Consider the following 23,567-nt stretch of genomic DNA (forward strand, 5'->3'; position numbering starts at 1 on the left):
CCCATGCACCGCGGCCCGGCCGGCGCGGGCGCCCTGAACGGCCTCCTCCAGCAGGCCATCACCCCGGCCCGGCCCGACCTCCCGGCCCTGGCGGGCCGGGGGTGCGTCAGGCCTTCGCGGGCTCCGACGTCTCGGCGTCGGTGCCCTCGGGCTCCTCGGCGTCGGCGGCCTCCTGGGCCTGCGCCACGGCGTCGCTCAGGGCGGCCTGGGCCTCGTCGGCCTCGTCCGAGCCGATGAACTCGCTCAGGTCCACGACGTTGCCGTCGGAGTCCTTGACCTCGATCTGGCGCAGCGCGACCGCGAGGGCCTTCGAGCGCGCGACCTCGCCGACCATGGCGGGGATCTGACCGCCCTGCTCGAGGGTCTTGATGAACTCGCTCGGCTCCATGCCGTACTGCTGCGAGGCGCTCACCAGGTACTCGACGAGCTCGCCCTGGCTCACCTGCACCTTGAGCTTCTCGGCGAGGGTGTCGAGCAGGATCTGGTTCTTGATCGCCTTGGTCGCGTCCTCCTTGACCTCGGCGCGGTGCTCGTCGTCCTCCAGGCGGCTCTCGGACTCGAGGTGACGGTGCACCTCGGCCTCGACCACGCCGGTCGGCACGGGGACCTCGACGGTCTCCAGGAGCTTCTCCATGAGGGCGTCACGCGCGGTGACGGCCTGGTTGGAGGTCTTGATGCCGGCGACCTGGGTCTTCAGGTCCTCCGTCAGCTCCTCCAGCGTGTCGAACTCCGAGGCGAGCTGGGCGAAGTCGTCATCCACCTCGGGCAGGTCGCGCTGCTTGACCGACGTCGCGGTGACGGTCACGTCGGCGTCCTGGCCCTCGTGGTCGCCACCGGCGAGCGGCGCCTTGAAGGTGGTGGTCTCGCCGCCGGACAGGCCGGTCAGGGCCTCGTCCAGCCCCTCGAGCATGTTGCCGGAGCCGATCTGGTACGAGACGCCCGACACGGAGTCGACCTCCTCGTCACCGATGACGGCCTTCAGGTCGATGACGACGTAGTCGCCCTCGACGGCCGGGCGGTCGACGCCCACGAGGGTGCCGAAGCGCTCGCGCAGGGCGTCCAGGCGCTCGGTGACGTCCTCGTCGGTCACCACGGTGGAGTCGACGGTCAGCTCGACGTCGGAGAGCTCCGGGAGCTCGATCTCGGGGCGCACCTCGACCTCGGCCGTGAACTTCAGCTGGCCCTCGCCGGCCTTGGCCGGGACCTCGGTCACGTCGACCTCGGGCTGGGCGAGCGGACGCAGGTCGGTCTCGCCGAGCGCGTCACGGTAGAAACCGGAGAGCCCGTCGTTCACGGCGTGCTCGATCACGGCGCCCCAGCCGACCCGCTGCTCGATGATGCGCGGGGGAACCTTGCCCTTGCGGAACCCCGGGACGTTCACCTGCTCCGCGATGTGCTCGTAGGCGTGATCGATGCTCGGCTTGAGCTCGTCGTAGTCCACCTCGACGGTCAGCTTGACCTTGGTGGGCTCCAAGGTCTCGACGGCGCTCTTCACTTCGATGGTCTCCAGAATGTCGGGGGTGCGCGCACGCCGGCGTACTGCGTCCCGGGTGGCGCGGGGATGCTCTGCTGTAGTTGCGGCTGCTCGCTGACAGCGACGTACGACAGGCGCACGGGCAACCCGTCAATAGTACGCCTCACGGCCACAGGCGCCGAATGCAGGCCGGTGGCGTGCCGCACACCCTCCACCCTCCCACAGCCGGGCCCGCGGGCCGCGGTTGTCAGCCGAGAGCGCAAGCCGCGCGCGCCGTCACCGGCCCATGCCGGCGGTGAGACCCGCCACGATCTGCCGCGTCGCGACGAGGAACAGCACCACCAGCGGCAGCGTCGCGATGACGAGGCCGGCGAACAGGGTGGACCACGACGTCTGGTACTCCCCGAAGAAGGTGGTCAGGCCCACCGGCAGCGTGTACTGCGTCCGGTCGCGCACGAGGATCAGCGGGTAGAAGAAGTCGTTCCAGATGGGCACGAAGCGGAAGACCACCACGGTGGCGACCGCGGGCCGCACGAGCGGCAGCAGCACCGACCAGAAGGTGCGCAGCGGGCCGGCGCCGTCGATCCGGGCGGCGTCCTCCAGCTCGTCCGGGAGCTGCCGCAGGAACGTGGCCAGCACGAACACCGAGAACGGGATGGAGACGGCCGAGTAGACCAGGATCAGCCCGGTGCGGGTCGACGCGAGGCCGATCGTGTCCAGCAGGTAGAAGATCGGCACGATCATGAGGAACACGGGCATCATCAGGCCCGAGACGAAGACCTGCTCGATCACGGTCATCAGGCGCGAGCGTGACCGCGCCAGCGCGTACGCGGCCAACAGGGAGACCGCCGTCGACAGCACCACGGAGACCGTGGTGACCAGCACCGAGTTGACGAAGTAGGTGGAGAACGACGCCTCGACCCACGCCTCCCGGTACGCGTCCAGGGACGGGCTGTGCGGCAGGCCGAGCGGCTCCACCACGAGCTCCTGGTCGGTCCGGAACGAGTTCCACACCATGATCAGCAGGGGCAGCAGCGCGACGGCGGCGTAGCCCCACAGCAGCGTGCCGACGGCGGCCCGCCTCACGTCAGCCGCCGTTCGACGCCGCGGAACCAGCGCGTGAACGCCACCGAGACCCCGACGATCACGACGAAGAGCACGATGGCGACCGCCGACGAGATGCCGATGGCGTTGGACGCCCCCGAGTGGAACGCCGTCCGGTAGAAGAGGAGCGACATGACGTCGGTGGCGCCGGCCGGGCTGCCGCTGGACCCGCCCAGGGCGTACGGGATCGGGAACGCCTCCATGGAGAAGATGAACGTCAGCACGCTCACGGTGCCGATCACCGGCGTCAGCAAGGGCAGCGTCACGTGCCAGAAGCGCTGGCGGGAGGTCGCGCCGTCGAGCATGGCGGCCTCCTCCAGCGTCGGGTCGAGCGCGCCGAGGGCGGCGCCGTAGACCAGGAGCGGGAACCCGACCCACTGCCAGGCGGTGACCAGGACGACGACCCAGAGGGCGGTGTCGGGGTCGCCGAGCCAGGGCTGGGCCACCGCGTCGAGGCCGACGGCGCGCAGCGCGGCGTTGACCGGGCCGAAGAGCGGCGACAGCAGCAGCGACCAGAGGTAGCCGACCACCAGCGGCGAGACCAGGTACGGCATCGTGTACAGCACCTGGAACAGGCGCCGCAGGCGGCCCCGCCGGTGCAGCACGTAGGCCAGCAGGAGGCCGAGCGAGTTCTGCACCACCATGGCCCCGGCGAACAGGAGCGCGTTGTGCCCGAAGGCCCGCGGGAGCTGGCTGCGGTAGGGCTCGGTGGTGAACAGCGCGACGAAGTTGTCCAGCCCGACGAACGCGTCCTGCGCGGTGCCGCGCCAGGAGAACAGCGAGTAGGTCAGCGCCGTCGCCATCGGGTAGAGCACGAAGACGGCGAACAGCACCGCGGCAGGCAGGATGAAGAGCAGTGCGACCGGCGTGGGCAGTGCCGCGGCTCGACGGCGGCGGCTCACTCGCCCGGCGTCCACCAGGCCGACAGGCCGTCCTGGATCACGTCGGCGGCACCCTCGGCGTCGGTGTCGCCGAGGAAGAGCTTCTGGCCCGCCTCACCCATCAGGTCCGTGCCGACGGGGTCGCCGTAGCGGTAGTCCACGAGCAGCAGGTACGGCGCGGGGTTCTCCTGGTACAGGTCCCACATCTCCTGCTGCAGGGGGTCGGAGAACTCGACGCCGGGGATCGGCGAGAACTGCTTGAGCTCGTCGGCCACGAGCTGCCCGAACTCGGGCGTGGCCAGCCAGTTCAGCAGCGTCTCGGCCTCCTCGGGGTGCTCCGTCGCCGACGACAGCCCCCAGCTCCCGTCCGCGTAGCCGGCGCTGACCGGGTGGTCCAGGGCCGAGCCGGGCGGCGGGGGCACCTGGAAGACGCCGAGGTCGAGGTCGGGGTTGGCGTCCTGGAAGAACGCCAGCTCGTACGAGCCGCCGGCGAACATCGCGGCCTGCTCCGAGGTGAACAGCACCTGCGCGTCGGTGTACGGCACGCCGGTCACGTCGTCGGGCATGTACTGCTGAAGGTCCTTGAGCGTCTGGATCGAGTCCACGTAGGCCGGGTCCGTGAAGTCCGTCGCGCCGTCGCGCAGGGCCTGCTGGAAGTCGGCGCCGCCATACTGGGCCGCCGTCAGGGCGTCGTGCACGGTCGGCACGAACCAGCCGTCGCGCGCGCCGACCGCGAGCGGCGTCACGTCGTGCTCCAGGAGCGTGTCGTTCAGCGCGATGAAGTCGTCCCAGGTCTCGGGCTCCTGAAGGCCGTGCTCCTCGAAGATCGCGGTGTTGTAGTAGACCTGGATCGTCTGGCTGGCCAGCGGCACGCCGTAGACGGCGCCGTCCTCACGGCCACGCGAGCCGTCGAGGATCGCGTCGTCGAAGTCCGCGAGCGCCGGGACGACGTCCTCCAGCGGCTCCAGGTTGCCGCCCTCGACGAGCGGCTGGAGCAGGCCGTAGGAGCGCACCTGCGCGATGTCGGGGCCGTCCGACCCGGTCAGGCCGGTGCGCAGGATCTGGTCGTACTCGGTGTTGAGGTGGGCCTGGAAGTTCACCGTGATGCACGGGTTGGCCTGCTCGAAGACGTCGAAGATCTGCTCGTACGTCTTGACGTCCTCGGTCCGCCACGACCAGACGTCGAGCGCCACCGCGTCGCCGTCGCACCCCTCCCCTGCCGCCGCGCCCGGCTCGGGGCTGTCCGCGGACGGCGCGCACGCGCCGAGGGTCAGTGCCACGAGCGCTGCGGCGGCTGTGGCAAGGGTCGTTCGGCGGCTCATGCGGCGGACGCTGCCGGTCGGAGGTCGAGGTGTCAAGCATTTCGACCGAATCGATACGTCGTGTCGGATCCGCCTACCTGCCCCGGGTCGCGTTCCGCGCGATCCGGCGGGCGTCGGCCGCCATCTCCAGCAGCATGCCGCTGATCGGGTTGGTGAAGCCCGTGAAGTAGAGGCCGGGCGCGGCCGGGCGGCCGTTGGTCGCGAGGGGCTTGCCGCGGTCGCCGAGCACGCCGAGGTGGCCCACGACGGGTTCGAGCGAGCGCCGGTACCCGGTCGCGGCCAGCACGACGTCGGGGGCGAGCCGGGCGCCGTCGGACAGGACCACCTCGCCGCCGTCGAACCGCTCGATGGCGGGGACGACGCGCACGGTGCCGGCCAGGACTGCGGCGACGATGCCGACGTCCTGCAGGGGGACGGACCCCTGGGCGACGCGGCTCGCGATGCCGACGTCGGGGATCGGCAGCCCAAGGTTGGACAGGTCCGGGATGCTGGCCCTGCGGACGGCGACGCCGACGGTGTCGACGAGGCGGTCGGGCAGGTGGCGCACCAGGACGCCGGTGTACTGCGCGGCCCACGGACCCTGGTTGCGCGGCACGATGTGCGGCGGCGTGCGGACGGCGAGGTGGACGCTCGCGGCGCCGCCGTCGACGAGGTCGTGCGCGATCTCGGCGCCCGTGTTGCCCACGCCCGCCACGAGCACGTGCTTGCCCGCGTAGGGGGCGGGGTTGCGGTACCGGCTCGCGTGCACGACCTCGCCGGTGAACCCGTCCTGGCCAGGCCAGTCCGGTACGTGCGGGGTGTGGTTGTAGCCCGTGGCGATCACGACGGCGTCCGCGGTGCGCGTGCCGTCCGTGGTGGTGATCGTCCAGCGGCGGTCCGCGCTGCCGCCCGCGCGCTCGCCGGCGGGCCGGTCGAGGCGCGTGACCTCGACGCCGTGCTCGACCTTCAGGTCGTGATGGACGGCGTACGCCTCCAGGTAGCGGACGACGTCGTCCCGGGCGACCCAGCGGCCGTACTCCCGCGGGATCGCGAGGCCCGGCAGCTTGGACAGCCCGCGCGTGGTGTGCAGGTGGAGGCGGTCGTAGTGGTGGCGCCAGGCATTGCCGACGTGCTCCGACTTCTCGAGCACGGTGACGTCGGCGCCGCGGGCCTTGAGGGCGGCAGCGGCGGAGAGGCCGGCGGGTCCGGCGCCGATGACGGACACGGTGAGCACCATGGAGGGAGCGTAGGACACTCGTGGGGCGGGTGGTGAGGGGCATCGTCCGCACCGGGAGGACAGCGATGTCAGAGATCTGGGACCCGCACGGCAGCCTGGGCCGCATGCTGTGGATCGGCGGCGCGCAGTGGGCCGGCAAGACCACGGTCGCCGACCTGGTCGCCGCTCGGCACGGGCTGACGGCCTACCACTACGACTACCACGCGTCACGTGGCCACCAGGACCGGTGGATCGCACACCGGGTCGCGCACGGGCAGCCGGTGGCGGACCCGGACGTCGAGGACATGTGGGTCAACCACGGCCCCGCGGCGCTGGCGGCCCAGGTGCTGGCCGACTTCCCGGAGCGGTTCGAATGGGTGCTGGACGACCTGCGCGCCTGGTTCACCGGCCGCCCCGCGATCGCCGAGGGCTGGGGCCTGCGGCCCGAGCTGGTGGTGCCGCTGGTCGACTCGCCGCGGCGCATGGTCATCCTCGTGCCCTCGGAGGAGTTCCGGCAGCACCAGCTCCGCACCGTGCCGCGCGCCCTCGCCGTGGACGCCCCGGTCAGCGACCCGGCGCTCGCCCAGGCCAACCGCATCGCCCGGGACCGCCTGATCGCCGACGACGCGGTGCGGAACGCGCGGCGGCTCGGCGTGCCGGTGATCGAGGTGGACGGGACGCGCGACGCGGCGGCGGTCGCGGCCGAGGTGGCCGAGCAGTTCGCGCCCTGGCTGCGGGATCTGCCCGTGCCGGCGCCGCTCGTGTGAGGTCGGGGGTCAGTCGACGGGCGGGCCGTGCAGCACCTTGTGTTCGCGGAAGAGCAGCTCGTCGGCCGTGGTCTCGACGATCACGGCGAGCAGGTCCGTGGTCGCGGTGGTCGCGTGGATCTCCCCCGGCTCCCAGACCGCGGCCTGGCCGGGCTCGATCTCCCAGCGCTCCTCGGCGTCGCCGTCGGCGCCCTTCGACGTGACGACGCCCTCGCCGGCGAGGACCGCGAACACCTGGAGCGACGTCGCCGGGTGCTCCCCCAGCGTGCCGCCCGCGACGATCCGGGCGACGTTCACGGTGGTGCGCCCGGCGTCGGGCACCTGGGGCAGGAAGTCCATGTCGACGCCGGTGCTGCCGAACCGCGTGATCTCCCGTGCCGGGAGCTGGAGGATGCGCATCGGACGATCTTCTCGTACCTCCCTCCGGGGGTGCACTGCACGAAGGTGAGGGGTGCCGGGTGGGCTGAACCTCGTACACGTCAGCCCCGCCTGATTCGGCTCTTCCGAATAGTTCGGCAGGGCCGAACAAGGCGGGGCCAGGCCGCTCGAAGTTCAGCCGACCCGACACCCCTGTGCTGCGTGTGCCTTGCCGGCCGGAGCGACGCCCCGTGCCGCCTAGAAGTCGTCCGCCGTGCGGATCCGGTCGCGGATCCAGGTGCCGGCCTCCTTGAGCCGCCCCGTCCCGTAGTTGCCGTTGCCGCAGGTGCCCTCGATGAAGACGGCGCCCGAGCGGTGGTCGTCGGAGAAGTTCCAGTTGACCCAGCTGATCTTCTTCTGCGCCGCGAGGTCGAGGTACCGCTGCGCCATGGCGAAGTCGTTGGCGCCCTCACCGGCGTAGTCCTGGGTGCCGAACTCGGTGATGAACATCGGGATCCGGTCGGCGGCGCGGGACAGGGTGTCCAGGTACTCCTGGTCGTGCGACGCCGCGTAGAAGTGGAACGTGTACATGACGTTCGAGGCGTTGACCGGGTTGTTCACGACCTCGGACTCGCTCGCGCCGTCGGAGACGCCCAGCGAGGACCAGGCGCGGGTGCCGAGCAGGATGACGGCGTCCGGGTCCTTGGCGCGGACCACCGGGACGATCTGCTCGTGGTAGCCCTTGATGGTCTGCCACGACACCCCGTTGGGCTCGTTCGCGACCTCGTAGATGATGTTGTTCTTGCCGTTGTTCCGCTCGGCGATCGCGGTGAAGAACGTCTTGGCGCGTTGCAGGTTGAAGTTCGGGTCGCCCGGGTCGAGCATGTGCCAGTCCACGATGGCGTACAGGCCGCGCGCGGTGAGCATGTCGATGTACTGGTTGACCAGCGCGGTGAATCGCGCCGGGTCGGTCTCGTACCCGTCCTCCTGCACGTAGGTCGAGATCCGCACGACGTCGGCGTTCCAGTCGTACGCGAGGGTGTCGAGCGACGCGTCGTCCACGCACTGCGAGTACCACTGGGTGCCGTGCGTGCTCATGCCGCGCAGCTGGATCGGCTTGCCCTGCTCGTTGCACAGACGCACGCCGCAGACGCTGAGCTGACCGTTCGCCTCGACGGGGGTGGTGGCGTCGGGCGCGGCCTCCGGTGCGGACGCCGGCGCTACGGCGGCGGGCGCCGCGGCGGGCCGGGCCGCCGTCCGCGCCTCCTGGACGGCCACGGAAGTGACCCCGAGGGCGGGCACGACGGCCGCCCCTGTCGCCAGGAGCGCGGCCGTGGCGACGGCGACGATGATCGGTGCGCGGCGGAGAACCATGGGAGACCACCTCAGTCGGTCAGGAGCCGGAGCAGACCGGCGGCATTGCCCGTCTGCTGGTCCCTGGGACGCTAGCAAGATGATCGAGCGGGTGATATCCGGGATTCCCACACCGCGCATGCAGCCGGATGACCCCCTTTGTGTCCTACGGTGAGCGCGAACAACCACCCGTACACCCCAGGAGACACGATGAGCACGTCCGTGGAGCTGACCCGATTCCGGGTGCTGCCCGAGAGGATCGACGCGATGCTGGCGGCACGGCCAGGGATGCTCGCCGACTTCGAGGCCGACCGCACCGGGTTTCTCGGGGCGCGCCTCGTGCAGCTGCCGGACGACGAGTGGCTCGACATCGTCGAGTGGCGCACGTCGGAGGACTACGCGGCGTCGCGCGCGAAGGGCGCCAACCTGCCCGGGATCGCTCGGTTCTTCGCGACCATCGCCTCCCTCGTGACCGCCGAGGAGGGCACCCTCGCCGAGGTGGGGTGACCACGCGATGACATAGTGTCGGGCGGTCCCCTCCGGACCATCGCGATCCGGTTCCCGCACCCGAGGTGGGCTCATGACTGTTCCCCTGACACTGCGCATGCCCGCGCGCCCCGACGACCAGCCGCAGCCCCCGGACCCCGGCGTCCTGGCCGCGGCCCTCGACCGGCTGGAGGCGGACGGCGGCAGCGCGCCGACCAGGCCCGACGCCGAGACGCGCGCGGACGCCGAGGTGCTGCTGCACGCCCGCGGTGCCGACCTCGACCGGCTGCTCGCCGTCGCCGGGGCGCTCCGCGACCAGGGCCTGACGGAGGCCGGCCGGCCCGGCGTCCTCACCTACTCGCGCAAGGTGTTCGTCCCGCTGACGCACCTGTGCCAGGACCGGTGCCACTACTGCATCTTCGTGCAGACACCGGGCAAGCTCGCCAAGGCCGGCATCTCGCCGTACATGTCGGCCGAGGAGGTGCTCGACGTCGCCCGGCAGGGTGCCGCGCTGGGCTGCAAGGAGGCGCTGCTCACGCTCGGCGACCGCCCGGAGAACCGCTGGCCGGTGGCCCGGCAGTGGCTCGACGACCACGGCTACGCCTCGACGCTCGACTACGTGGGTCACATGGCCCGGCTCATCCTCGACGAGACGGGGCTGCTGCCCCACCTCAACCCGGGCGTGATGTCGTGGGCGGAGCTGCAGCGGCTCAAGCCGGTCGGCCCGTCGATGGGCATGATGCTGGAGACCACGTCGTCGCGGCTGTGGACCGAGAAGGGCGAGGCGCACTTCGGCTCCCCCGACAAGGACCCGGCGCTGCGGCTGCGCGTGATCGACGACGCCGGCCGCTCCCGCATCCCGTTCACCACCGGCGTGCTGCTCGGCATCGGCGAGAACTACGCCGAGCGGGTCGACTCGATCCTCGCGCTGCGCGACGCGCACGCCCGGCACGGTCACGTGCAGGAGGTGATCGTGCAGAACTTCCGCGCGAAGTCAGCAACGGCCATGATGGGCGCCGCCGACCTGGGCACCCAGGAGTACGCCGCCGCAGTCGCCGTCACGCGGGTGCTGCTCGGCCCGGGGATGCGCGTGCAGGCCCCGCCGAACCTGACCGACGCCGCCGAGCTGCAGCTCCTGGTGCGCGCCGGCATCGACGACTGGGGCGGCGTCAGCCCCCTGACGCCCGACCACGTGAACCCGGAGCGGCCCTGGCCGCACATCGAGGACCTGGCCCGGCTCACCGCCGAGGGCGGGTACACGCTGCGCGAGCGCCTCACCGCGCACCCGCACTACCTGCGCGAGGCGCGGGCGGGCGCGGAGTGGCTCGACGACCGGCTCCGCGACCGGGTCCTGGCCCTCGCGGACGACTACGGCCTGGCCCGCCACGACGCCCTCCTGGGCGAGTTCCCGTCCTCCACCCCGCCCACCCCTACCGCTTTGTTGAGTGCTGGCTATTTGCGGGATTCCGGGCCGGAATCCCGCAAATACCCAGCACTCAACGAAGCAGGGCGGTTGGGGTCGTTGTTGAGCGACGTTCAGCGTGATTCCGGTGGGGTGGACGACGCCGCGTGGGTCGAGCTGCTCGGGGCCGACGGCGCGGACCTCGACGAGCTCACCGCGCTCGCCGACCAGGTGCGCCGCGAGCGGGTCGGCGACGCCGTGACGTACGCCGTGAACCGGAACATCGACGCGTCGCTTGGCCTGCCGCCCGAGCGGGTCGCGGAACTCGCCGCCGAGGCGGTCGCGCTGGGCGCCACAGAGGTGTGCGTGCAGGGCCTCCCGCCGACGGCGCGCGGCGCCGACGCCTACCTCGACCTCGCCCGGGCGGTGAAGCAGGGCGGCCCCGGGCTGCACCTGCACGCGTTCCGGCCCGCCGAGCTGGCCGACGGCGCCGCCCGCGCCGGCCTGCCGCTCGCCGACTGGCTGCCGCTCCTGCACGAGGCCGGCGTCGACACGGTGCCGGGCACGGGCGCGCGCATCCTCGACGACCAGGTCCGCGACCTCCTCACCGGCGGCACCGACATCCCCGCCGAGCGCTGGGTCGAGCTCGTCACCGCCGCGCACACCGCGGGCCTGCGCTCGACGGCGACGATCGTGTACGGCCACGTCGAGTCGGCGCGCGACCAGGTGCGACACCTGCGCGCCCTGGCCCGGATCCAGGACGCGACCGGCGGGTTCACGGAGCTGATCCCCATGCCGTGGCTGCCGTCCGAGTCGCCGGTGCCCGTGCCCGGCGCCCGCGTCGCGACCCTGCGCGAGAGCCGTGCCCTCCACGCCGTCGCGCGGCTCATGCTCGCGGGCCGCATCGACCACGTGCAGGCCGCCTGGACCAAGCTCGGGATGCGCGGCGCGCAGCGCGTGCTCGCGGGCGGCGCCGACGACCTCGGCGGCGTGCTCCTCGACGGAGCGCTCGACCCCGACGCCGGCCCCGAGCAGGGCCGCGAACTCACGGTGACCGACGTGACGCGGCTGGCCGCCGAGCTCGGCCGCCCGGTGCGGCAGCGCACCACCACGTACGAGCAGGTGGGGTGACGGCGGCGTACCAGGACAGGCACGACGGCCCGGCCCCCGACGTCGACGTGGCGGTCGTCGGCGCGGGGCTGGCCGGCGTCGGGCTCGGCGTGCGCCTGCGGCGGGCCGGGCGCACCGGCTTCACCGTCCTGGAGCGGGCCGACGACGTGGGCGGCACCTGGCGCGACAACGTCTACCCGGGCGTCGCGTGCGACATCCCGAGCGCCCTGTACTCCTACTCGTTCCTGCCGCAGCCCGCCTGGTCCCGCGTGTTCGCGCCGGGCGCGGAGATCCACGGGTACGTACGCGACGTCGTCCGGTCCGAGGGCCTGGCCCCGCACCTGCGCCTCGGCACGGACCTCACGTCGGCTCGCTGGGACGACGACGCCGCCACATGGCGCCTGACGACGTCGCGCGGGCCGCTGACGGCGCGGGTGCTGGCCACCGCCGTCGGCCGGCTGAGCGAGCCCCGCGTGCCCGAGATCCCCGGCCTCGCCACGTTCCCGGGCCGGGTGTTCCACTCCGCCCGCTGGGACCGCGAGCTGCCCGCCGGGCTGCGGGTCGCCGTGGTCGGCACCGGCGCGAGCGCCGTGCAGCTCGTGCCGGAGGTGGCGCGGCGGGCGGCGTCCGTCGTCGTGCTGCAGCGCACCCCGCCCTGGGTGCTGCCGCGCGGGGACCGGGCGTACGGCCCCGGCGAGGCGCCGCCCGACCGCGCGGCGCTCGCCGCGGAGGCGGAGCGGTTGTTCGACGCGCGGATCGCGGGGACGACGGCGGAGGCCGAGCTGCGCGAGCGGGCGCTGGCGCACCTGCGCGCCCAGGTGCCGGACCCGGCGCTGCGCGCCCTGCTCACGCCGGACTACGCGGTGGGCTGCAAGCGCGCGCTGTTCAGCGACGACTGGTACCCGGCCCTCCAGGAGCCGCACGTGACGCTGGAGCCGGGCGCTCCCGTCGCGGTCGAGGGGTCCACGCTGGTCGCGGCGTCGGGCGCCCGGCACGAGGTGGACGTGATCGTGCTGGCCACGGGCTTCGAGACCACCCGCCCGCCGTTCGCGCACCTGGTCACGGGGCGCGACGGGCGCACGCTCGCCGAGCACTGGTCGGGCGGCATGACCAGCCACGCCTCCACCGTGGTGCACGGGTTCCCGAACCTGTTCGTGCTGGACGGCCCCAACGCGGGGCTCGGCCACCACTCGGCCCTGGAGGTGATCGAGGCGCAGATCGGCTACGTGCTGGGGGCGCTCGACCACCTGGACGCGACGGGCGAACCGCTGGAGGTGTCGGCGGCGGCCGAGGCGGCGTATACCGCGGAGGTCGACCGCCGCGCGGCGGAGACGGTGTGGCTGCGCGGCGGCTGCCGGAGCTGGTACGTGGACGAGCGCTCGGGCCGCCTGACGCTCCTGTGGCCGGGCCGCGCCGCGGAGTTCCGGGAGCGGTTCGGGGAGTTCGACCCGGCACCGTTCGCCCTGGACGGGCTGCCGGTCAGGCTCGGTCAGCCCGGGACCAGGCCGTTCTGGTAGGCCCAGACCACCGTCTGGAGGCGGTCGCGGGTGCCGACCTTGGCCATGGCGCGGCCGAGGTGCGACTTCACGGTGCTCGTCTCGACCACGAGCTCCTGGGCGATCTCGGCGTTGGACAGCCCGCGGGCGAGCTGCCGCACGATCTCGGCCTCGCGCGCCGTGAGCTGGGCCGCGGCCGCGGCCTCGTCCGCGGCGGACCGGGGCGGGGCCGTGCGGCGCGCGAACTCCGTGATGACGCGGCGGGTCACCGCCTGGTCGATGAGGCCGTGCCCGTCGGCGAGCCGGCGGACGGCGTCGATCAGCTCCTCGGGCTCGCAGTCCTTGAGGATGAACCCGCTCGCGCCCGCCTCCAGGGCGCCGAACACGTACTCATCGAGGTCGAACGTGGTCACGACGAGCACGGCGGTGTCGGACCCGCGCGCCACGATCTCCCGGGTCGCGGCGAGGCCGTCGCCGCCCGGCATGCGCACGTCCATGCAGACGACGTCGGGGTGGTGCCGGCGCGCGAGCTCGACCGCCGCCGGGCCGTTGGACGCCTCGGCGACCACCTCGATGTCCTCGGCCTGCTCCAGGAGGAACCGGAACCCCGCCCGGACCACCGCCTGGTCGTCGACGAGCATGACCCTGATCATCCCTGTCCCCCTTGAGTGTCGTGCGGTCGGCTCTCGTGCGGCACGGGCAGCGTGAGCAGCACCCGCCACCCGCCGGACGGCGTGGCGCCCGTCGTGAGCGTGGCCCCCACGAGCTGCGCCCGTTCGCGCATGCCGATCAGGCCCATCCCGGCCCGCTCCGGACTACCCACACCGTTCGAGCCCCGCGCTCCGTTCCGCGCACCGTGGCCGACGGCGGGTGCGTTGACCACCTCGAGCTCGACCTCCCGCTCCCCGAAGCGCACCGCCGTCCGCACCGCCGCGCCGGGCGCGTGCTGGCGTGCGTTGGACAGCGACTCCTGCGCGACCCGGTAGAACGCGGCGTCGGCGATGGGGGCCAGCGGCCGCGGCCGCCCCGCCCGGTCCAGGTCGACGGTGTCGCCCAGGGCGCGCGCCGTGCGGACCAGGTCGTCGAGGGAGTCGAGGCCGGGCGGCGGCGCGTCGTGCGGGTCCTCGCCGGGCCCGCCGGAGCCCGGTCGCTCTCGCAGCACGCCGACGATGAGCCGCAGGCTGTCGAGCGTCTCCTTGCCCTGCGCGCGGATCCAGGCGGTGCCCTTCTTCGCGGCCTCGGGGTCGCTGTCGATCTGCCGCTCGACGGCGGCCGCCTGCACGACCAGGCCCGAGAGGTGGTGCGCCGCGACGTCGTGCAGCTCACGGGCCATGCGCGACCGCTCGGCGAAGATCGCCGCCTGGGTGGTCGCGCGCTGCGTGCGCAGCACCTCGGCGGCCCGGAGCCGCACCAGCTCGGTGTAGTTGCGGCGGGTGGCGACCGTGGTGCCGACCAGGGCGCTGACCACGTAGCTGATCAGGCCCGAGGCGAGGTGGTTGAGCACCGGCACCAGCGAGTCGTTCCCGGTGACGAGAGCGGTGGCCGCCGCGGCGAGCGCCGCGACCGGGGCCGCCGCCGCCGTCACCGCGAGCGCCCGCCGCACCGGCAGCAGGGTGCCCACCGTGTAGCCGGCGATGAACTGCGGGATGCCGCCGATCGACAGGTCGTCGGGCGATACCGCGGTGATGACCACCTGGCAGGCCACGACGAGGACGAGGCACAGGACCGGGCGGACCCGGCGCAGGACGAGCGGCAGCGCCTGGACGCACACGGCGACCGCCAGCAGCACCCCCTGCACCGGGCCGATCGTCAGGCCCTCCTCGACGACCACGAACCCGAACAGACCGACCAGCAGCACCGCGGTCACGACCAGGACCACGGCCGCCAGGAGCGCGTCGCGCGCCACGAGGCTGGTCAGACCGAGCCGGTTTAGCAGCGCGTCGAACCGGCGGGGACGTACCGGGAGGATCACGTCGTCGAGCACCGTGGGGCCGTCCGTGGCGGGCCCTCCGCCTGTCCTGGGCATGGATCAGTACGATACCGACGGCGCGAGCAGCCGGAACTCGAGGGCGAACCAGGCGACGCCGACCAGAGCGAGCATCACGAGGGCCGTGCCCACGACCCAGCGCCAGCCCTGCCGGTGCCGGACGGCGCCGACCACCTGCAGTGCGGCCGGGACGATGCCGAGCACGCCGACCGCCTGGACGATCTGGAGCTGCCGCAGGGACGCCTCGGGGACGTCCTGGAGGCTCATCACGGTCTGCACGGTGACGGCCCACCCGACGAGGGCGAGCACCGTGGCGATCGCCGCGATCTTGGTCAGGATGCGGGTGACGCGCCCGGTGCCCTGCGGCAGCGACTCCTTGCGCACCCGGCGGCGGACCGCGCCGACCGGCCACGCCACGGCGGCCACCACCAGGATCAGCGCGGACACGGCGAGCACGGGGAGTGCCACGCCCTGGGCGCGCTCCGGCTGCCCGGGCAGCAGCGTGAAGGCACCCTCGTAGACGATCGCCTGGACCTGGTCGTCCGCGACGCGCATGGCGAGGGTGCGCTGGCCGTCGACCTCGCGCCAGACCCAGGGCTCGACCTCCTCGTAGAGGGCGGGCGTGGTCGCGCCGGGGCCGGGCGTGATGAGCAGGCGGCCGTCCTCCGTGGCGGTGAGCGTGGTGGGGCTCAGGACGTCGAGGGTCGCGAGGAAGTTGCTCTGCACACCGCGCGAGGAGACGTAGCTGCCCTCAGCGGCCGCGGCGTGCTCGCGCGCGGTGGCCTGGTCGACGGTCACGCCCGGGGCGGGGGTGACCGCGGCGTCGTCGTCCGCCGGGAAGTAGCGGTCGGTGAAGCCCTGCAGCACGGCCTCGCGCAGCGGGATGGTGGCGTAGCCGCCGGTGCCCGAGCTGTTCATGGAGACGAAGATGCCCGTGCGCTCCTCGGGGTAGAGCTGGAGGTGCGAGTGGAAGAACTGGGTGTCGCCGCCGTGGCCGATGATCCGGTGGCCGTTGCGGCTCTCGTCGAAGAACCCGAGTGCCATCCGGGGCGCCGCGGCGAGGCCGCCCAGCGTGCTCTCGTCGAGGGCGGGCGCGTGCATCAGGTCCAGGGTGTCCGGCTCCAGCAGTGAGCCCGTGCCCGGCTCGCCGAGCTGGGCCAGCATGAAGCGCGCCATGTCGGGGGCGGACGACGTGAGCGAGCCGGCCGGCGGCGTCCCGACGATCTCGAACTGCCCCGGGGCGTCCCACGACGTGGCGTACCCCTGCGACACACGGTCCTGGAGCGCGGCCGGCAGCGGCTGCACGAAGGTCGACGACGTCATCCCGGCCGGCTCGAAGACGTTGCGCTGCACGTACTCCTCGAACGGCACGCCGCTGACCCGTTCGACGACGTAGCCCGCGAGCGCGTTGCCGTAGTTGGAGTAGGCGGGGACGGTGCCGGGCGCGTAGACCTGCTCGGGCGGGTCCTCGGCCAGGGCGTCGCGGAGCACGACCGGCTGGTCGCCGAAGCCGATGAGGCCGCCGACGCGCTCCTCGAACCCGGCCGTGTGCGTGAGCAGGTTCCGGAGCGTGATCGGCTCGTCGAACCGGCGCGGCACGTCGAAGTCGAGGTACTCGGCGACGTCGGTGTCCAGGTCGAGGTCGCCGCTCTCGACGAGCTGCATCACCGCCGTGGCGGTGAAGAGCTTGGAGACGGAGCCGGGGCGGAACAGGGTCTGCTCGGCGTCGACCGGCACGGCCTCGCCGCCCGTGGTGCCCGTGTCGGCGTGGCCGTAACCGCGGGTGGTGACCACCTCGCCGTCGTGCACCACGGTGACGACGGCGCCGGCGATCTCCCCGCTGTCCAGGGCGGCGGGCAGCAGGCCGTCGAGCCAGGCGTCGACGTCGGACTGCTCCAGGGTGTGCTCGCCGGCGGGTGCGGTGACCGGCGGAGGCGGCGTGGGCTGTTGGGCCGCCGGGAGTGCAGCGGCCGTGGCGGCCGGTGCCCCGGCAAGGGCGAGCGCCCCGAGGAGGGCGAGGGCCGCCAGTGCTCGGGGGCGGCGGCGGACGGGCCGCTCGGTGGGTGTGTGGTCGTGGGACGAGAACATCGTCGCGCTCCTCGCGCTCGGCAGGTGTTCGGTCTGGTCCGGGGGTGTTTTTCCGGACGAGACAACCCTGTCGAGCGGGCCGCCGGCACACATCGCCCGCAGGACCACACTCCCCTTACGACCTTTGGTGGAGCTGCCTCCCCGACGTGCCGTCGGCGGCAGCTCCGCGTGGGTAGGCTCTGCGCCGTGATCACCCCGGAGATTGTGTCGATCCTGTCGGTGGGGCTGCCCGCGCTCGGCGCCGTGGTGTCGGCGTTCGCGGCGTTCCTCGGGGTGGTGCCCGGCACCGACCGCAAGCTCGCCCGGCTCGTGACCATCCACCGGGACATGCCCGAGGGCGAGGGCAAGGAGGCCTTGGAGAAGGCCGTCAACGAGCTCGCGACCCGCGCGGCGCGCCGGGCGGTCGGCGCGCGCGTCACCAAGGACCGCCCCCGCCGCAAGCTGGACGCCGGCAAGGTGATCGGGGCGGTCCTCATCGTCCTGGTCGGCGGCGGCCTCGCCTGGTTGTTCTGGTGGCTCGGGTCGTTGATCCCGTTCGCGCCCCTGCAGTGGACGCTGTGGGTCATCGCGATCCTCGTGACCCTGTTCACGACGTTCGTCGTGACGCTCGACGACGTGTTCGAGGACGACGCCGAGGCCGCGGAGCGGAAGGCCCGGCGGGCGGCGCGGAGGTCGCGGACGGCGGCGGGGCGCCGTCCGAGGCTCCGGAGCCTACGGACGCGCCGACGTCGGAGGACGTGCCGACGGACGCGCGGACACCAGAGGACGCGCCCACGTCGGACGACGCCCCGGCGTCCGCCTCCGCGGACAAGGCCTGAGCCGAGCCGGACCCGGAAAGGGCCGGCGGCACGACCCCCGCCGGCCCTGCCATCTACCTCAGTGCGCCGAATAGCCGCCGTCGACCAGGTGGTAGCTGCCGGAGATGAAGGACGCCTCGTCGCTGAGCAGGAACAGCGTGAGCGCCGCGACCTCCTTGTCCGTGCCGAGCCGCTTGCTGGCGTGCTCGTTCTCGAGCGCCGTGAGCGCCTCCGGGCTCAGCGAGGCCCGGACGAGCGGGGTGTCGATGAAGCCCGGGCCGACGGCGTTGGTGCGCACGCCCTGCTCGGTGTACTCCAGCGCGGCGACCTTGGTCAGGCCCACGAGCGCGTGCTTGCTCGCCACGTACGCGGCGTTCTCCGCGATGCCGACCGAGCCGAGCACGGAGGCCATGTTCACGATCGCGCCGCCGCCGGCCGCGACCATCGCGGGCAGCTGGTAGCGCAGCCCGTAGAAGACGCCGTCGAGGTCGACGCCGCGCACGCGGTCCCACGCCGCGACGTCGTACTCGCCGATCTTGGCGGGCGGCGCGCCGATGCCCGCGTTGTTCACCGCGAGGTGGAGCGCTCCGTACTGCTCGACGGCGAAGTCCACGGCGGCGCGTGAGTCGTCGGCCTTGGCCGTGTTCTGTGCGAAGGCCACCGCGGTGCCGCCGGCGGCGACGATCTGGTCCACCACACCCTGCGCAGACTCCAGCTTGATGTCGGTCACGACCACGGAGGCTCCCTCGGCGGCGAGCTCGCGGGAGATCTCCGCGCCGATGCCGCTGCCGCCTCCCGTGACGATCGCTACCTTGCCCTGGAAACGGTCCCTGGTCATCGCGCTCACTCCTTGCGTTGGTTCCGACGGCGCCTGCCGTCTCCTTCAGTCCTATCCCATGGTTGCCCCGGGCGACTACATGCATGCGCATGATGTGAGGAGACAGACAGCCTCGTTCAGCACACCACGGCGCGAGCCGGCGCGCGCGGTGCCAACACCCCCTGGCCATCCGCCCGCTCTCCGCTTATTCTTCGAATATTGCGTTTGTTTCACCTGCTTCGAATGGAGGATGCGATGTCCGTAGCGACGCCGTTCGTCCCGGACCCGTCCGACGCCGAGCTCGCCGAGTCGGCGCTCCGTGATCTCAGGAGCGCCCTGGCCAGCGAAGGCCCGGTCCACCTGCGCTTCGCAGAGGGTGGTGACGTCGTGGTGCCCCGAAGCGCCCTGACCGCCCTCAGCGAGATCCTGTCCACCTTCGCCCAGGGCGAGGGCGTGACCGTTCTGCCCACCCAGTCCGAGCTGACCACGCAGCAGGCAGCAGATGCGATGCGCGTCTCGCGTCCGTACCTGATCGGCCTGCTCGAGGCAGGGAAGATCAAGTTCCGCACCGTCGGCAGCCACCGCCGCGTGCAGGCTGCGTCGCTCGTGTCGTACATGCGCGCCGACGAGGCCGAGCGACGCGCGGCCGCCGACGCGCTGTCCGCGGAGGCCCGCGAGCTCGGCTTCAGCTGATGCCACCAGCCGCGGTCGCACCGACCGTCCTGTACGACGCCAACGTGCTCTACCCGTCCACCCTCCGCGACGTCCTGATCCGGGTAGGCCTCGAACGACGTGTGACGCCGCGGTGGACCGATCAGATCCTGGACGAGGTCTTCCGCAACCTCGCGGCCAATCGACCAGATCTTGCTCCGGAGCGGCTGGCGCGGACACGGGCCCTGATGAACCGGGCGATCCCCGATGTCCTCGTGACCGGGTACGAGCATCGGATCGAGTCGCTCGACCTTCCTGACCCCGGCGACCGGCACGTGCTCGCCGCAGCGATCCAGGTTGGCGCGGGGATCGTCGTCACGAAGAACCTCAAGGACTTCCCCCGGGAGATCTTGCGGCCCCACGAGGTGAGCGCCGAGCATCCTGACGAGTTCCTGTTGAGGCTGGCCCAGGCCGACGTCGCAGTCCTGACGCAGATAGTTCGCGACATCAGTGCGACCTGGCCGGACGGCGCGACCGTCGCCGACGTGCTCAAGAGCCTTGAGGTCGAGGCGCCACGGACCGCTCGCGCGATCACGGCGGCCGATCCAGCTCTCTGAGCCGCGCGTTTGGCCCGTGGACGCACCCACCAGGATGACCGAGGATGGCCGCGTGATCACGCAGACCGTCGCCACGACCGACTACCACACCGCGGGCGAGCCGTTCCGGATCGTCGCGGAGCCGCCCGTGCCGCTGCCGGGCGACTCGGTGGCCGACCGCCGCGCCCGCGCCCTGGCGAGTCCCGACGCCCAGGAGCTGCGACGGCTGCTGTGCTCCGAGCCGCGCGGGCACGCGGACATGTACGGCGGGTTCATCGTGCCGCCGGACGACGACGGCGCCCACCTCGGCGTGCTCTTCTGGCACAAGGACGGCTTCTCGACCGCCTGCGGGCACGGCACCATCGCGCTCGGCGCCTGGGCCGTCGACACCGGCCTGGTGGCAGCACCCGACGACGGGACCGTCGACGTCGTCGTGGACGTCCCGTCCGGCCGCGTCACCGCGCGCGTGCACCGGGCCGGCGGACGCACGGTCGGCGTCGACTTCGTGAACGTGCCCAGCTACGTGCTGGCCCGCGACGTCGCGGTGCCCACGGCGCGCGGCAAGGCGTCGGCGACCCTGACCTACGGCGGCGCGATCTACGCGAGCGTCGACGCCGCGGGCCTCGGCCTGTCGGTCGACCCGGCGAGCTACGCGGACCTCATCGCCGTGGGGCGCGAGATCAAGCACGCGCTCGACGCCGGCGGTCGCGCCGTCCACCCCACCGACCCGCGCCTGAGCGGCGTGTACGGGACCATCCTGTTCGAGGAGCTCGGCGTCGACACCGACGGAACGGTGCGCCAGCGCAACGTCACGGTGTTCGCGGACGGCCAGGTCGACCGGTCGCCCTGCGGTTCGGGCACGTGCGCCCGGCTGGCCGTGCTGGCCGACGACGGCCGGGTCGGCGTCGGCGGTCCCGTGCTGGAGCACACCTCGATCGTCGGCTCGACATTCACGGGCGCCGTCGTCGGGACCACGCGGGTGGGCGACCTGCCCGCCGTGATCCCCCAGGTCACCGGCACGGCATACCGCACGGGCGAGCACCGGTTCGTGGTCGACCCCGCCGACACCCTCGTGCCCGGGTTCGTGCTGCGATGAGCGCGCCCCTCGTGCTGGACGCCGCGGCCGTGGCCGCCGCCTGCTCCCCCGCCGACGCCGTCGCCGCCCTCCGCGCCGCCCTGGTGGCCGGGCTGGACCCGGCCGCCGACCTGCCCCGCCAGGGCGTGCCGGTGCCGGCCGGCGAGCTGCTGCTCATGCCGTCCGACGGCGGCGGCGACCGGGCGCACGTCGGGATCAAGGTCGCGGCGGTCGCCCCGGGCAACGCCGCCCGCGGGCTGCCCCGCGTCCAGGGCTCGTACCTGTTGCTCGACGCCGCCACGCTCGGCGTCGTCGCGATGCTGGACGGCATCGCGCTGACCACCCTGCGCACGCCCGCCGTGTCGGTGGCGGTCGTGCTGGACCGGCTGCTGGAGGGCACGGCCCCGCTCGGCGCCGACCTGCTCCGTGTCGCCGTCATCGGTGCCGGACCGCAGGCGCACGGGCACGTCGCGACGCTCGCGGACGCCCTGGGCGAGCGCCGGCCGCTGGGCGAGGTCACCCAGCTCGTCCGGGACCCGGGGCGGGTCACCCGGACAGAGGGCGCGCGGATCGCCGGTGCGGCCGTCGTTCGGCTGGGCGGCCCGGGCTCCGACGACGCGCTGCGTACCGCGGACGTCGTGGTGTGCGCGACGTCGGCCCGCCAGCCGCTGTTCGACGCCGCGCTGATCGCGGACGCGGCCGTGGTGATCGCGGTGGGCTCGCACGAGCCCGGCGCACGGGAGCTGCCGGCGAGGCTGCTCGCGCGCGGCACCGTCGTCGCCGAGGACCCGGGCGCCGCGCTGCGCGAGGCGGGCGACGTCGTGCTCGCGATCGCGGACGGCGCCCTGACGGCCGGGGACCTGGTGCCGATGCGCGACGTCGTCACCGGCGCCGTCCGCCCCGACCCGGCGCGGCCGCTCGTCGTCAAGACCACCGGCATGTCGTGGGAGGACCTCGTGGTGGCCGAGGCGGTGCTCGCGGGCGCGCCACCTGGCGCGTGACCCAGGTCACGCAGCCCTCCGGTCACATCTTCCAGGCCTGGCGAGTCGACACCTTTGTTCGGCACACCAGCCTGGAAGGAACGTCATGACCTCAGCACTCGACACCCTGCGCCGCGACTTCGGCGGCGACCTCATCGAGCCGGGCGACGCCGACTACGAGTCGGTGGCACGCTCGCGCCTGGTCGCGGGCAGCCCGGCCTACGTCCTGCGGCCCAAGACCGTCGGCGACGTGCAGACAGCCGTCCGGTTCGCCTCCGACTCCGGGCTCGCCCTGTCGGTCCGCGGCGGCGGCCACAGCTTCCCCGGCTTCAGCACCAACGACGGCGGCATCGTGATCGACCTCGGCGAGCTCGCCGACGTCGAGGTGCTCGCCGCCGACCCTGCCGACCCCGAGCGCCACCTCGTGCGGATCGGCGGCGGCGCCACCTGGGGCCAGGTCGTGGACGCGCTGGCCCCGCACGACCTCGCGATCTCCTCCGGCGACACCCGGAGCGTCGGCGTCGGCGGCCTGACGCTGAGCGGCGGCATCGGCTGGAAGGTCCGCAAGTACGGGCTGGCCCTCGACAACGTCGTGGCCGCCCAGGTGGTCACCGCCGACGGCGGCGTCGTCACCGCGAGCGCCGACGAGCACCCGGACCTGTTCTGGGCGATCCGTGGCGGCGGCGGCAACTTCGGCGTCGTGACGTCGTTCGACTTCGCGGCGCACCGCACCACGCGCGTCTTCTTCGGCAAGGTCTCGTTCCCCGCGGCCGAGGCCGCCACCGTGCTCCAGGGCTGGGCGGACTACCTCCGCACCGCGCCGGAGGAGCTCACGTCCATCGCGAACCTCGCCAACCCGCTCGCAGGCGGGCCGGAGGCTCCGGTGGAGATCCACGTGGCCTTCGACGGCGACGACGCGGACGCCGCGGCGCGGGCCCTGGAGCCCCTCCGCAAGCTCGGGACGGTCGTCGCGGACGACGTCGAGCTGATGGCCTACGCGGACGTCCTGGTGGAGGGCGGGACGCCGCCGCCCGGCATCCACGTGGTGGCCCACGACGGCCTCGTGGACCAGGAGTCGGTCGCCGAGACCCTGCGGGTCCTCGCCGAGACCGGCACGTCGCCGGGCGCACCGTCGATCTCGATCCGGAGCCTCGGCGGCGCGGTGTCCCGCGTGCCGGGCGATGCCACCGCGTACGCCCACCGGGGCGCGGAGCTCATGGTCACGACCTTCACCGGGGGCCCGGCACCTGTGATCGAGGCCGCGCGGCCGGTGCTGGACGGGCTCTGGGGCCGGCTGGCTCCGTATCTCAGCGGGGCGTACGCGAACTTCCTCACGACAGCGGATGAGACGGACGTCACAGACGTCTACCCGAAGTCGACCTACGAGCGGCTCGCCTCGGTCAAGCGGCAGTACGACCCGAGCAACCTGTTCTCCCGGAACCACAATGTGCGACCTGGACAGATGTCCTAGTCGGGACCTTCGGCCCGGTGGGCGCCGCCCTCGATCCGGACGGCACCCACCGCATTAGCGTAGGTCGGACATTCCGGTCAATAGCTCCAGCCCCGACCGGGATGTCCGTAACGCGATCGTGACTTTCGGGCCCAGGCGGGCTACGGTCGGTCCCGCTC

20 protein-coding genes are annotated in these 23,567 nt (G+C 73.1%); 9 read left to right on the forward strand and 11 right to left on the reverse strand.

What is annotated here, in order from left to right:
• Positions 1-106: 106 nt before the first annotated feature.
• The 5 genes from tig to ACFWEJ_RS08340 form a co-directional block, all read right to left on the reverse strand.
• The gene (tig, locus tag ACFWEJ_RS08320; RefSeq protein WP_377228728.1) at positions 107-1,495 is read right to left on the reverse strand and encodes a trigger factor; all 1,389 of its coding nucleotides are present in this window, start codon (positions 1,493-1,495) and stop codon (positions 107-109) included.
• Between the two features lie 255 nt (positions 1,496-1,750).
• On the reverse strand, positions 1,751-2,560 hold the full coding sequence (locus ACFWEJ_RS08325; RefSeq protein ID WP_377228729.1) for a carbohydrate ABC transporter permease: 810 nt from the start codon (positions 2,558-2,560) through the stop codon (positions 1,751-1,753).
• A complete protein-coding gene (locus ACFWEJ_RS08330) occupies positions 2,557-3,480 on the reverse strand; it encodes a carbohydrate ABC transporter permease (RefSeq protein WP_377228730.1) in 924 nt (307 codons plus the stop codon). The genes ACFWEJ_RS08325 and ACFWEJ_RS08330 overlap by 4 nt, the downstream gene beginning before the upstream one ends.
• Positions 3,477-4,781, reverse strand: a complete 1,305-nt coding sequence (locus tag ACFWEJ_RS08335; RefSeq protein ID WP_377228731.1) for an ABC transporter substrate-binding protein — start codon at positions 4,779-4,781, stop codon at positions 3,477-3,479. The genes ACFWEJ_RS08330 and ACFWEJ_RS08335 overlap by 4 nt, the downstream gene beginning before the upstream one ends.
• A gap of 73 nt (positions 4,782-4,854) precedes the next feature.
• The gene (locus ACFWEJ_RS08340; protein ID WP_377228732.1) at positions 4,855-5,997 is read right to left on the reverse strand and encodes a flavin-containing monooxygenase; all 1,143 of its coding nucleotides are present in this window, start codon (positions 5,995-5,997) and stop codon (positions 4,855-4,857) included.
• A gap of 65 nt (positions 5,998-6,062) precedes the next feature.
• On the opposite strand from ACFWEJ_RS08340, the gene ACFWEJ_RS08345 reads away from it, so the two are divergent.
• Positions 6,063-6,743, forward strand: a complete 681-nt coding sequence (locus ACFWEJ_RS08345; protein WP_377228733.1) for a hypothetical protein — start codon at positions 6,063-6,065, stop codon at positions 6,741-6,743.
• A 9-nt stretch (positions 6,744-6,752) separates the two neighbouring features.
• Here the strand turns inward: ACFWEJ_RS08345 and ACFWEJ_RS08350 are convergent, their stop codons facing one another.
• Positions 6,753-7,142, reverse strand: a complete 390-nt coding sequence (locus ACFWEJ_RS08350; RefSeq protein WP_377228734.1) for a cupin domain-containing protein — start codon at positions 7,140-7,142, stop codon at positions 6,753-6,755.
• A gap of 216 nt (positions 7,143-7,358) precedes the next feature.
• Positions 7,359-8,474, reverse strand: a complete 1,116-nt coding sequence (locus ACFWEJ_RS08355) for a glycoside hydrolase family 5 protein (RefSeq protein ID WP_377228735.1) — start codon at positions 8,472-8,474, stop codon at positions 7,359-7,361.
• Between the two features lie 189 nt (positions 8,475-8,663).
• Here ACFWEJ_RS08355 and ACFWEJ_RS08360 point away from each other — a divergent pair, with 189 nt between their 5' ends.
• From ACFWEJ_RS08360 to ACFWEJ_RS08370, 3 genes are all read left to right on the forward strand, one after another.
• Positions 8,664-8,960 carry a hypothetical protein gene (locus ACFWEJ_RS08360; protein WP_377228736.1) on the forward strand — a complete coding sequence of 99 codons (297 nt, stop codon included), beginning with the start codon at positions 8,664-8,666 and terminating at the stop codon, positions 8,958-8,960.
• Positions 8,961-9,033: 73 nt separating this feature from the next.
• Entirely contained in the window at positions 9,034-11,472 is a 2,439-nt protein-coding gene (gene cofG / locus ACFWEJ_RS08365; protein WP_377228737.1) for a 7,8-didemethyl-8-hydroxy-5-deazariboflavin synthase CofG, read from the forward strand.
• Positions 11,469-12,968 (forward strand): flavin-containing monooxygenase, encoded by a 1,500-nt coding sequence (locus ACFWEJ_RS08370; protein ID WP_377228738.1) that lies wholly within the window; start codon positions 11,469-11,471, stop codon positions 12,966-12,968. The genes cofG and ACFWEJ_RS08370 overlap by 4 nt, the downstream gene beginning before the upstream one ends.
• On the opposite strand, the gene ACFWEJ_RS08375 is transcribed toward ACFWEJ_RS08370, so the two are convergent.
• From ACFWEJ_RS08375 to ACFWEJ_RS08390, 4 genes are all read right to left on the reverse strand, one after another.
• Positions 12,941-13,588 (reverse strand): response regulator, encoded by a 648-nt coding sequence (locus tag ACFWEJ_RS08375; RefSeq protein WP_377228739.1) that lies wholly within the window; start codon positions 13,586-13,588, stop codon positions 12,941-12,943. The genes ACFWEJ_RS08370 and ACFWEJ_RS08375 overlap by 28 nt on opposite strands.
• An 8-nt stretch (positions 13,589-13,596) precedes the next feature.
• Positions 13,597-14,973, reverse strand: coding sequence for a sensor histidine kinase (locus ACFWEJ_RS08380; protein WP_377228740.1), 1,377 nt, complete (start codon positions 14,971-14,973; stop codon positions 13,597-13,599).
• A 3-nt stretch (positions 14,974-14,976) separates the two neighbouring features.
• Complete coding sequence (locus ACFWEJ_RS08385) at positions 14,977-17,022, reverse strand: serine hydrolase domain-containing protein (protein WP_377228741.1); 2,046 nt, start codon at positions 17,020-17,022, stop codon at positions 14,977-14,979.
• A gap of 876 nt (positions 17,023-17,898) precedes the next feature.
• The gene (locus ACFWEJ_RS08390; protein WP_377228742.1) at positions 17,899-18,657 is read right to left on the reverse strand and encodes an SDR family NAD(P)-dependent oxidoreductase; all 759 of its coding nucleotides are present in this window, start codon (positions 18,655-18,657) and stop codon (positions 17,899-17,901) included.
• 234 nt (positions 18,658-18,891) lie between these two features.
• Between ACFWEJ_RS08390 and ACFWEJ_RS08395 the strand changes: the two genes are divergently transcribed.
• From ACFWEJ_RS08395 to ACFWEJ_RS08415, 5 genes are all read left to right on the forward strand, one after another.
• Positions 18,892-19,329, forward strand: coding sequence for a helix-turn-helix domain-containing protein (locus ACFWEJ_RS08395; RefSeq protein ID WP_377228743.1), 438 nt, complete (start codon positions 18,892-18,894; stop codon positions 19,327-19,329).
• Positions 19,329-19,904 carry a PIN domain-containing protein gene (locus ACFWEJ_RS08400; protein WP_377228744.1) on the forward strand — a complete coding sequence of 192 codons (576 nt, stop codon included), beginning with the start codon at positions 19,329-19,331 and terminating at the stop codon, positions 19,902-19,904. The genes ACFWEJ_RS08395 and ACFWEJ_RS08400 overlap by 1 nt, the downstream gene beginning before the upstream one ends.
• 52 nt (positions 19,905-19,956) lie before the next feature.
• A complete protein-coding gene (locus tag ACFWEJ_RS08405; protein ID WP_377228745.1) occupies positions 19,957-20,979 on the forward strand; it encodes a proline racemase family protein in 1,023 nt (340 codons plus the stop codon).
• Positions 20,976-21,959: an ornithine cyclodeaminase family protein gene (locus ACFWEJ_RS08410; protein ID WP_377228746.1), complete on the forward strand. Its 984-nt coding sequence runs from the start codon at positions 20,976-20,978 to the stop codon at positions 21,957-21,959. The genes ACFWEJ_RS08405 and ACFWEJ_RS08410 overlap by 4 nt, the downstream gene beginning before the upstream one ends.
• An 85-nt stretch (positions 21,960-22,044) precedes the next feature.
• Entirely contained in the window at positions 22,045-23,409 is a 1,365-nt protein-coding gene (locus tag ACFWEJ_RS08415; protein WP_377228747.1) for an FAD-binding oxidoreductase, read from the forward strand.
• Positions 23,410-23,567: the final 158 nt, after the last annotated feature.

Source organism: Promicromonospora sp. NPDC060204 (assembly GCF_042728455.1).
Classification (GTDB): Bacteria; Actinomycetota; Actinomycetes; order Actinomycetales; family Cellulomonadaceae; genus Promicromonospora.

Excerpts from the sequence above, each read along its gene's own strand:
- ACFWEJ_RS08350 (WP_377228734.1), bottom strand. The coding sequence starts at position 7,142 with ATGCGCATCCTCCAGCTCCCGGCACGGGAGATCACGCGGTTCGGCAGC.
- ACFWEJ_RS08390 (WP_377228742.1), bottom strand. The coding sequence starts at position 18,657 with ATGACCAGGGACCGTTTCCAGGGCAAGGTAGCGATCGTCACGGGAGGC.
- ACFWEJ_RS08355 (WP_377228735.1), bottom strand. The coding sequence starts at position 8,474 with ATGGTTCTCCGCCGCGCACCGATCATCGTCGCCGTCGCCACGGCCGCG.
- ACFWEJ_RS08335 (WP_377228731.1), bottom strand. The coding sequence starts at position 4,781 with ATGAGCCGCCGAACGACCCTTGCCACAGCCGCCGCAGCGCTCGTGGCA.
- ACFWEJ_RS08340 (WP_377228732.1), bottom strand. The coding sequence starts at position 5,997 with ATGGTGCTCACCGTGTCCGTCATCGGCGCCGGACCCGCCGGCCTCTCC.
- ACFWEJ_RS08360 (WP_377228736.1), top strand. The coding sequence starts at position 8,664 with ATGAGCACGTCCGTGGAGCTGACCCGATTCCGGGTGCTGCCCGAGAGG.
- ACFWEJ_RS08400 (WP_377228744.1), top strand. The coding sequence starts at position 19,329 with ATGCCACCAGCCGCGGTCGCACCGACCGTCCTGTACGACGCCAACGTG.
- cofG (WP_377228737.1), top strand. The coding sequence starts at position 9,034 with ATGACTGTTCCCCTGACACTGCGCATGCCCGCGCGCCCCGACGACCAG.
- ACFWEJ_RS08415 (WP_377228747.1), top strand. The coding sequence starts at position 22,045 with ATGACCTCAGCACTCGACACCCTGCGCCGCGACTTCGGCGGCGACCTC.
- ACFWEJ_RS08385 (WP_377228741.1), bottom strand. The coding sequence starts at position 17,022 with ATGTTCTCGTCCCACGACCACACACCCACCGAGCGGCCCGTCCGCCGC.
- ACFWEJ_RS08395 (WP_377228743.1), top strand. The coding sequence starts at position 18,892 with ATGTCCGTAGCGACGCCGTTCGTCCCGGACCCGTCCGACGCCGAGCTC.
- ACFWEJ_RS08380 (WP_377228740.1), bottom strand. The coding sequence starts at position 14,973 with ATGCCCAGGACAGGCGGAGGGCCCGCCACGGACGGCCCCACGGTGCTC.
- ACFWEJ_RS08410 (WP_377228746.1), top strand. The coding sequence starts at position 20,976 with ATGAGCGCGCCCCTCGTGCTGGACGCCGCGGCCGTGGCCGCCGCCTGC.
- ACFWEJ_RS08375 (WP_377228739.1), bottom strand. The coding sequence starts at position 13,588 with ATGCTCGTCGACGACCAGGCGGTGGTCCGGGCGGGGTTCCGGTTCCTC.
- ACFWEJ_RS08345 (WP_377228733.1), top strand. The coding sequence starts at position 6,063 with ATGTCAGAGATCTGGGACCCGCACGGCAGCCTGGGCCGCATGCTGTGG.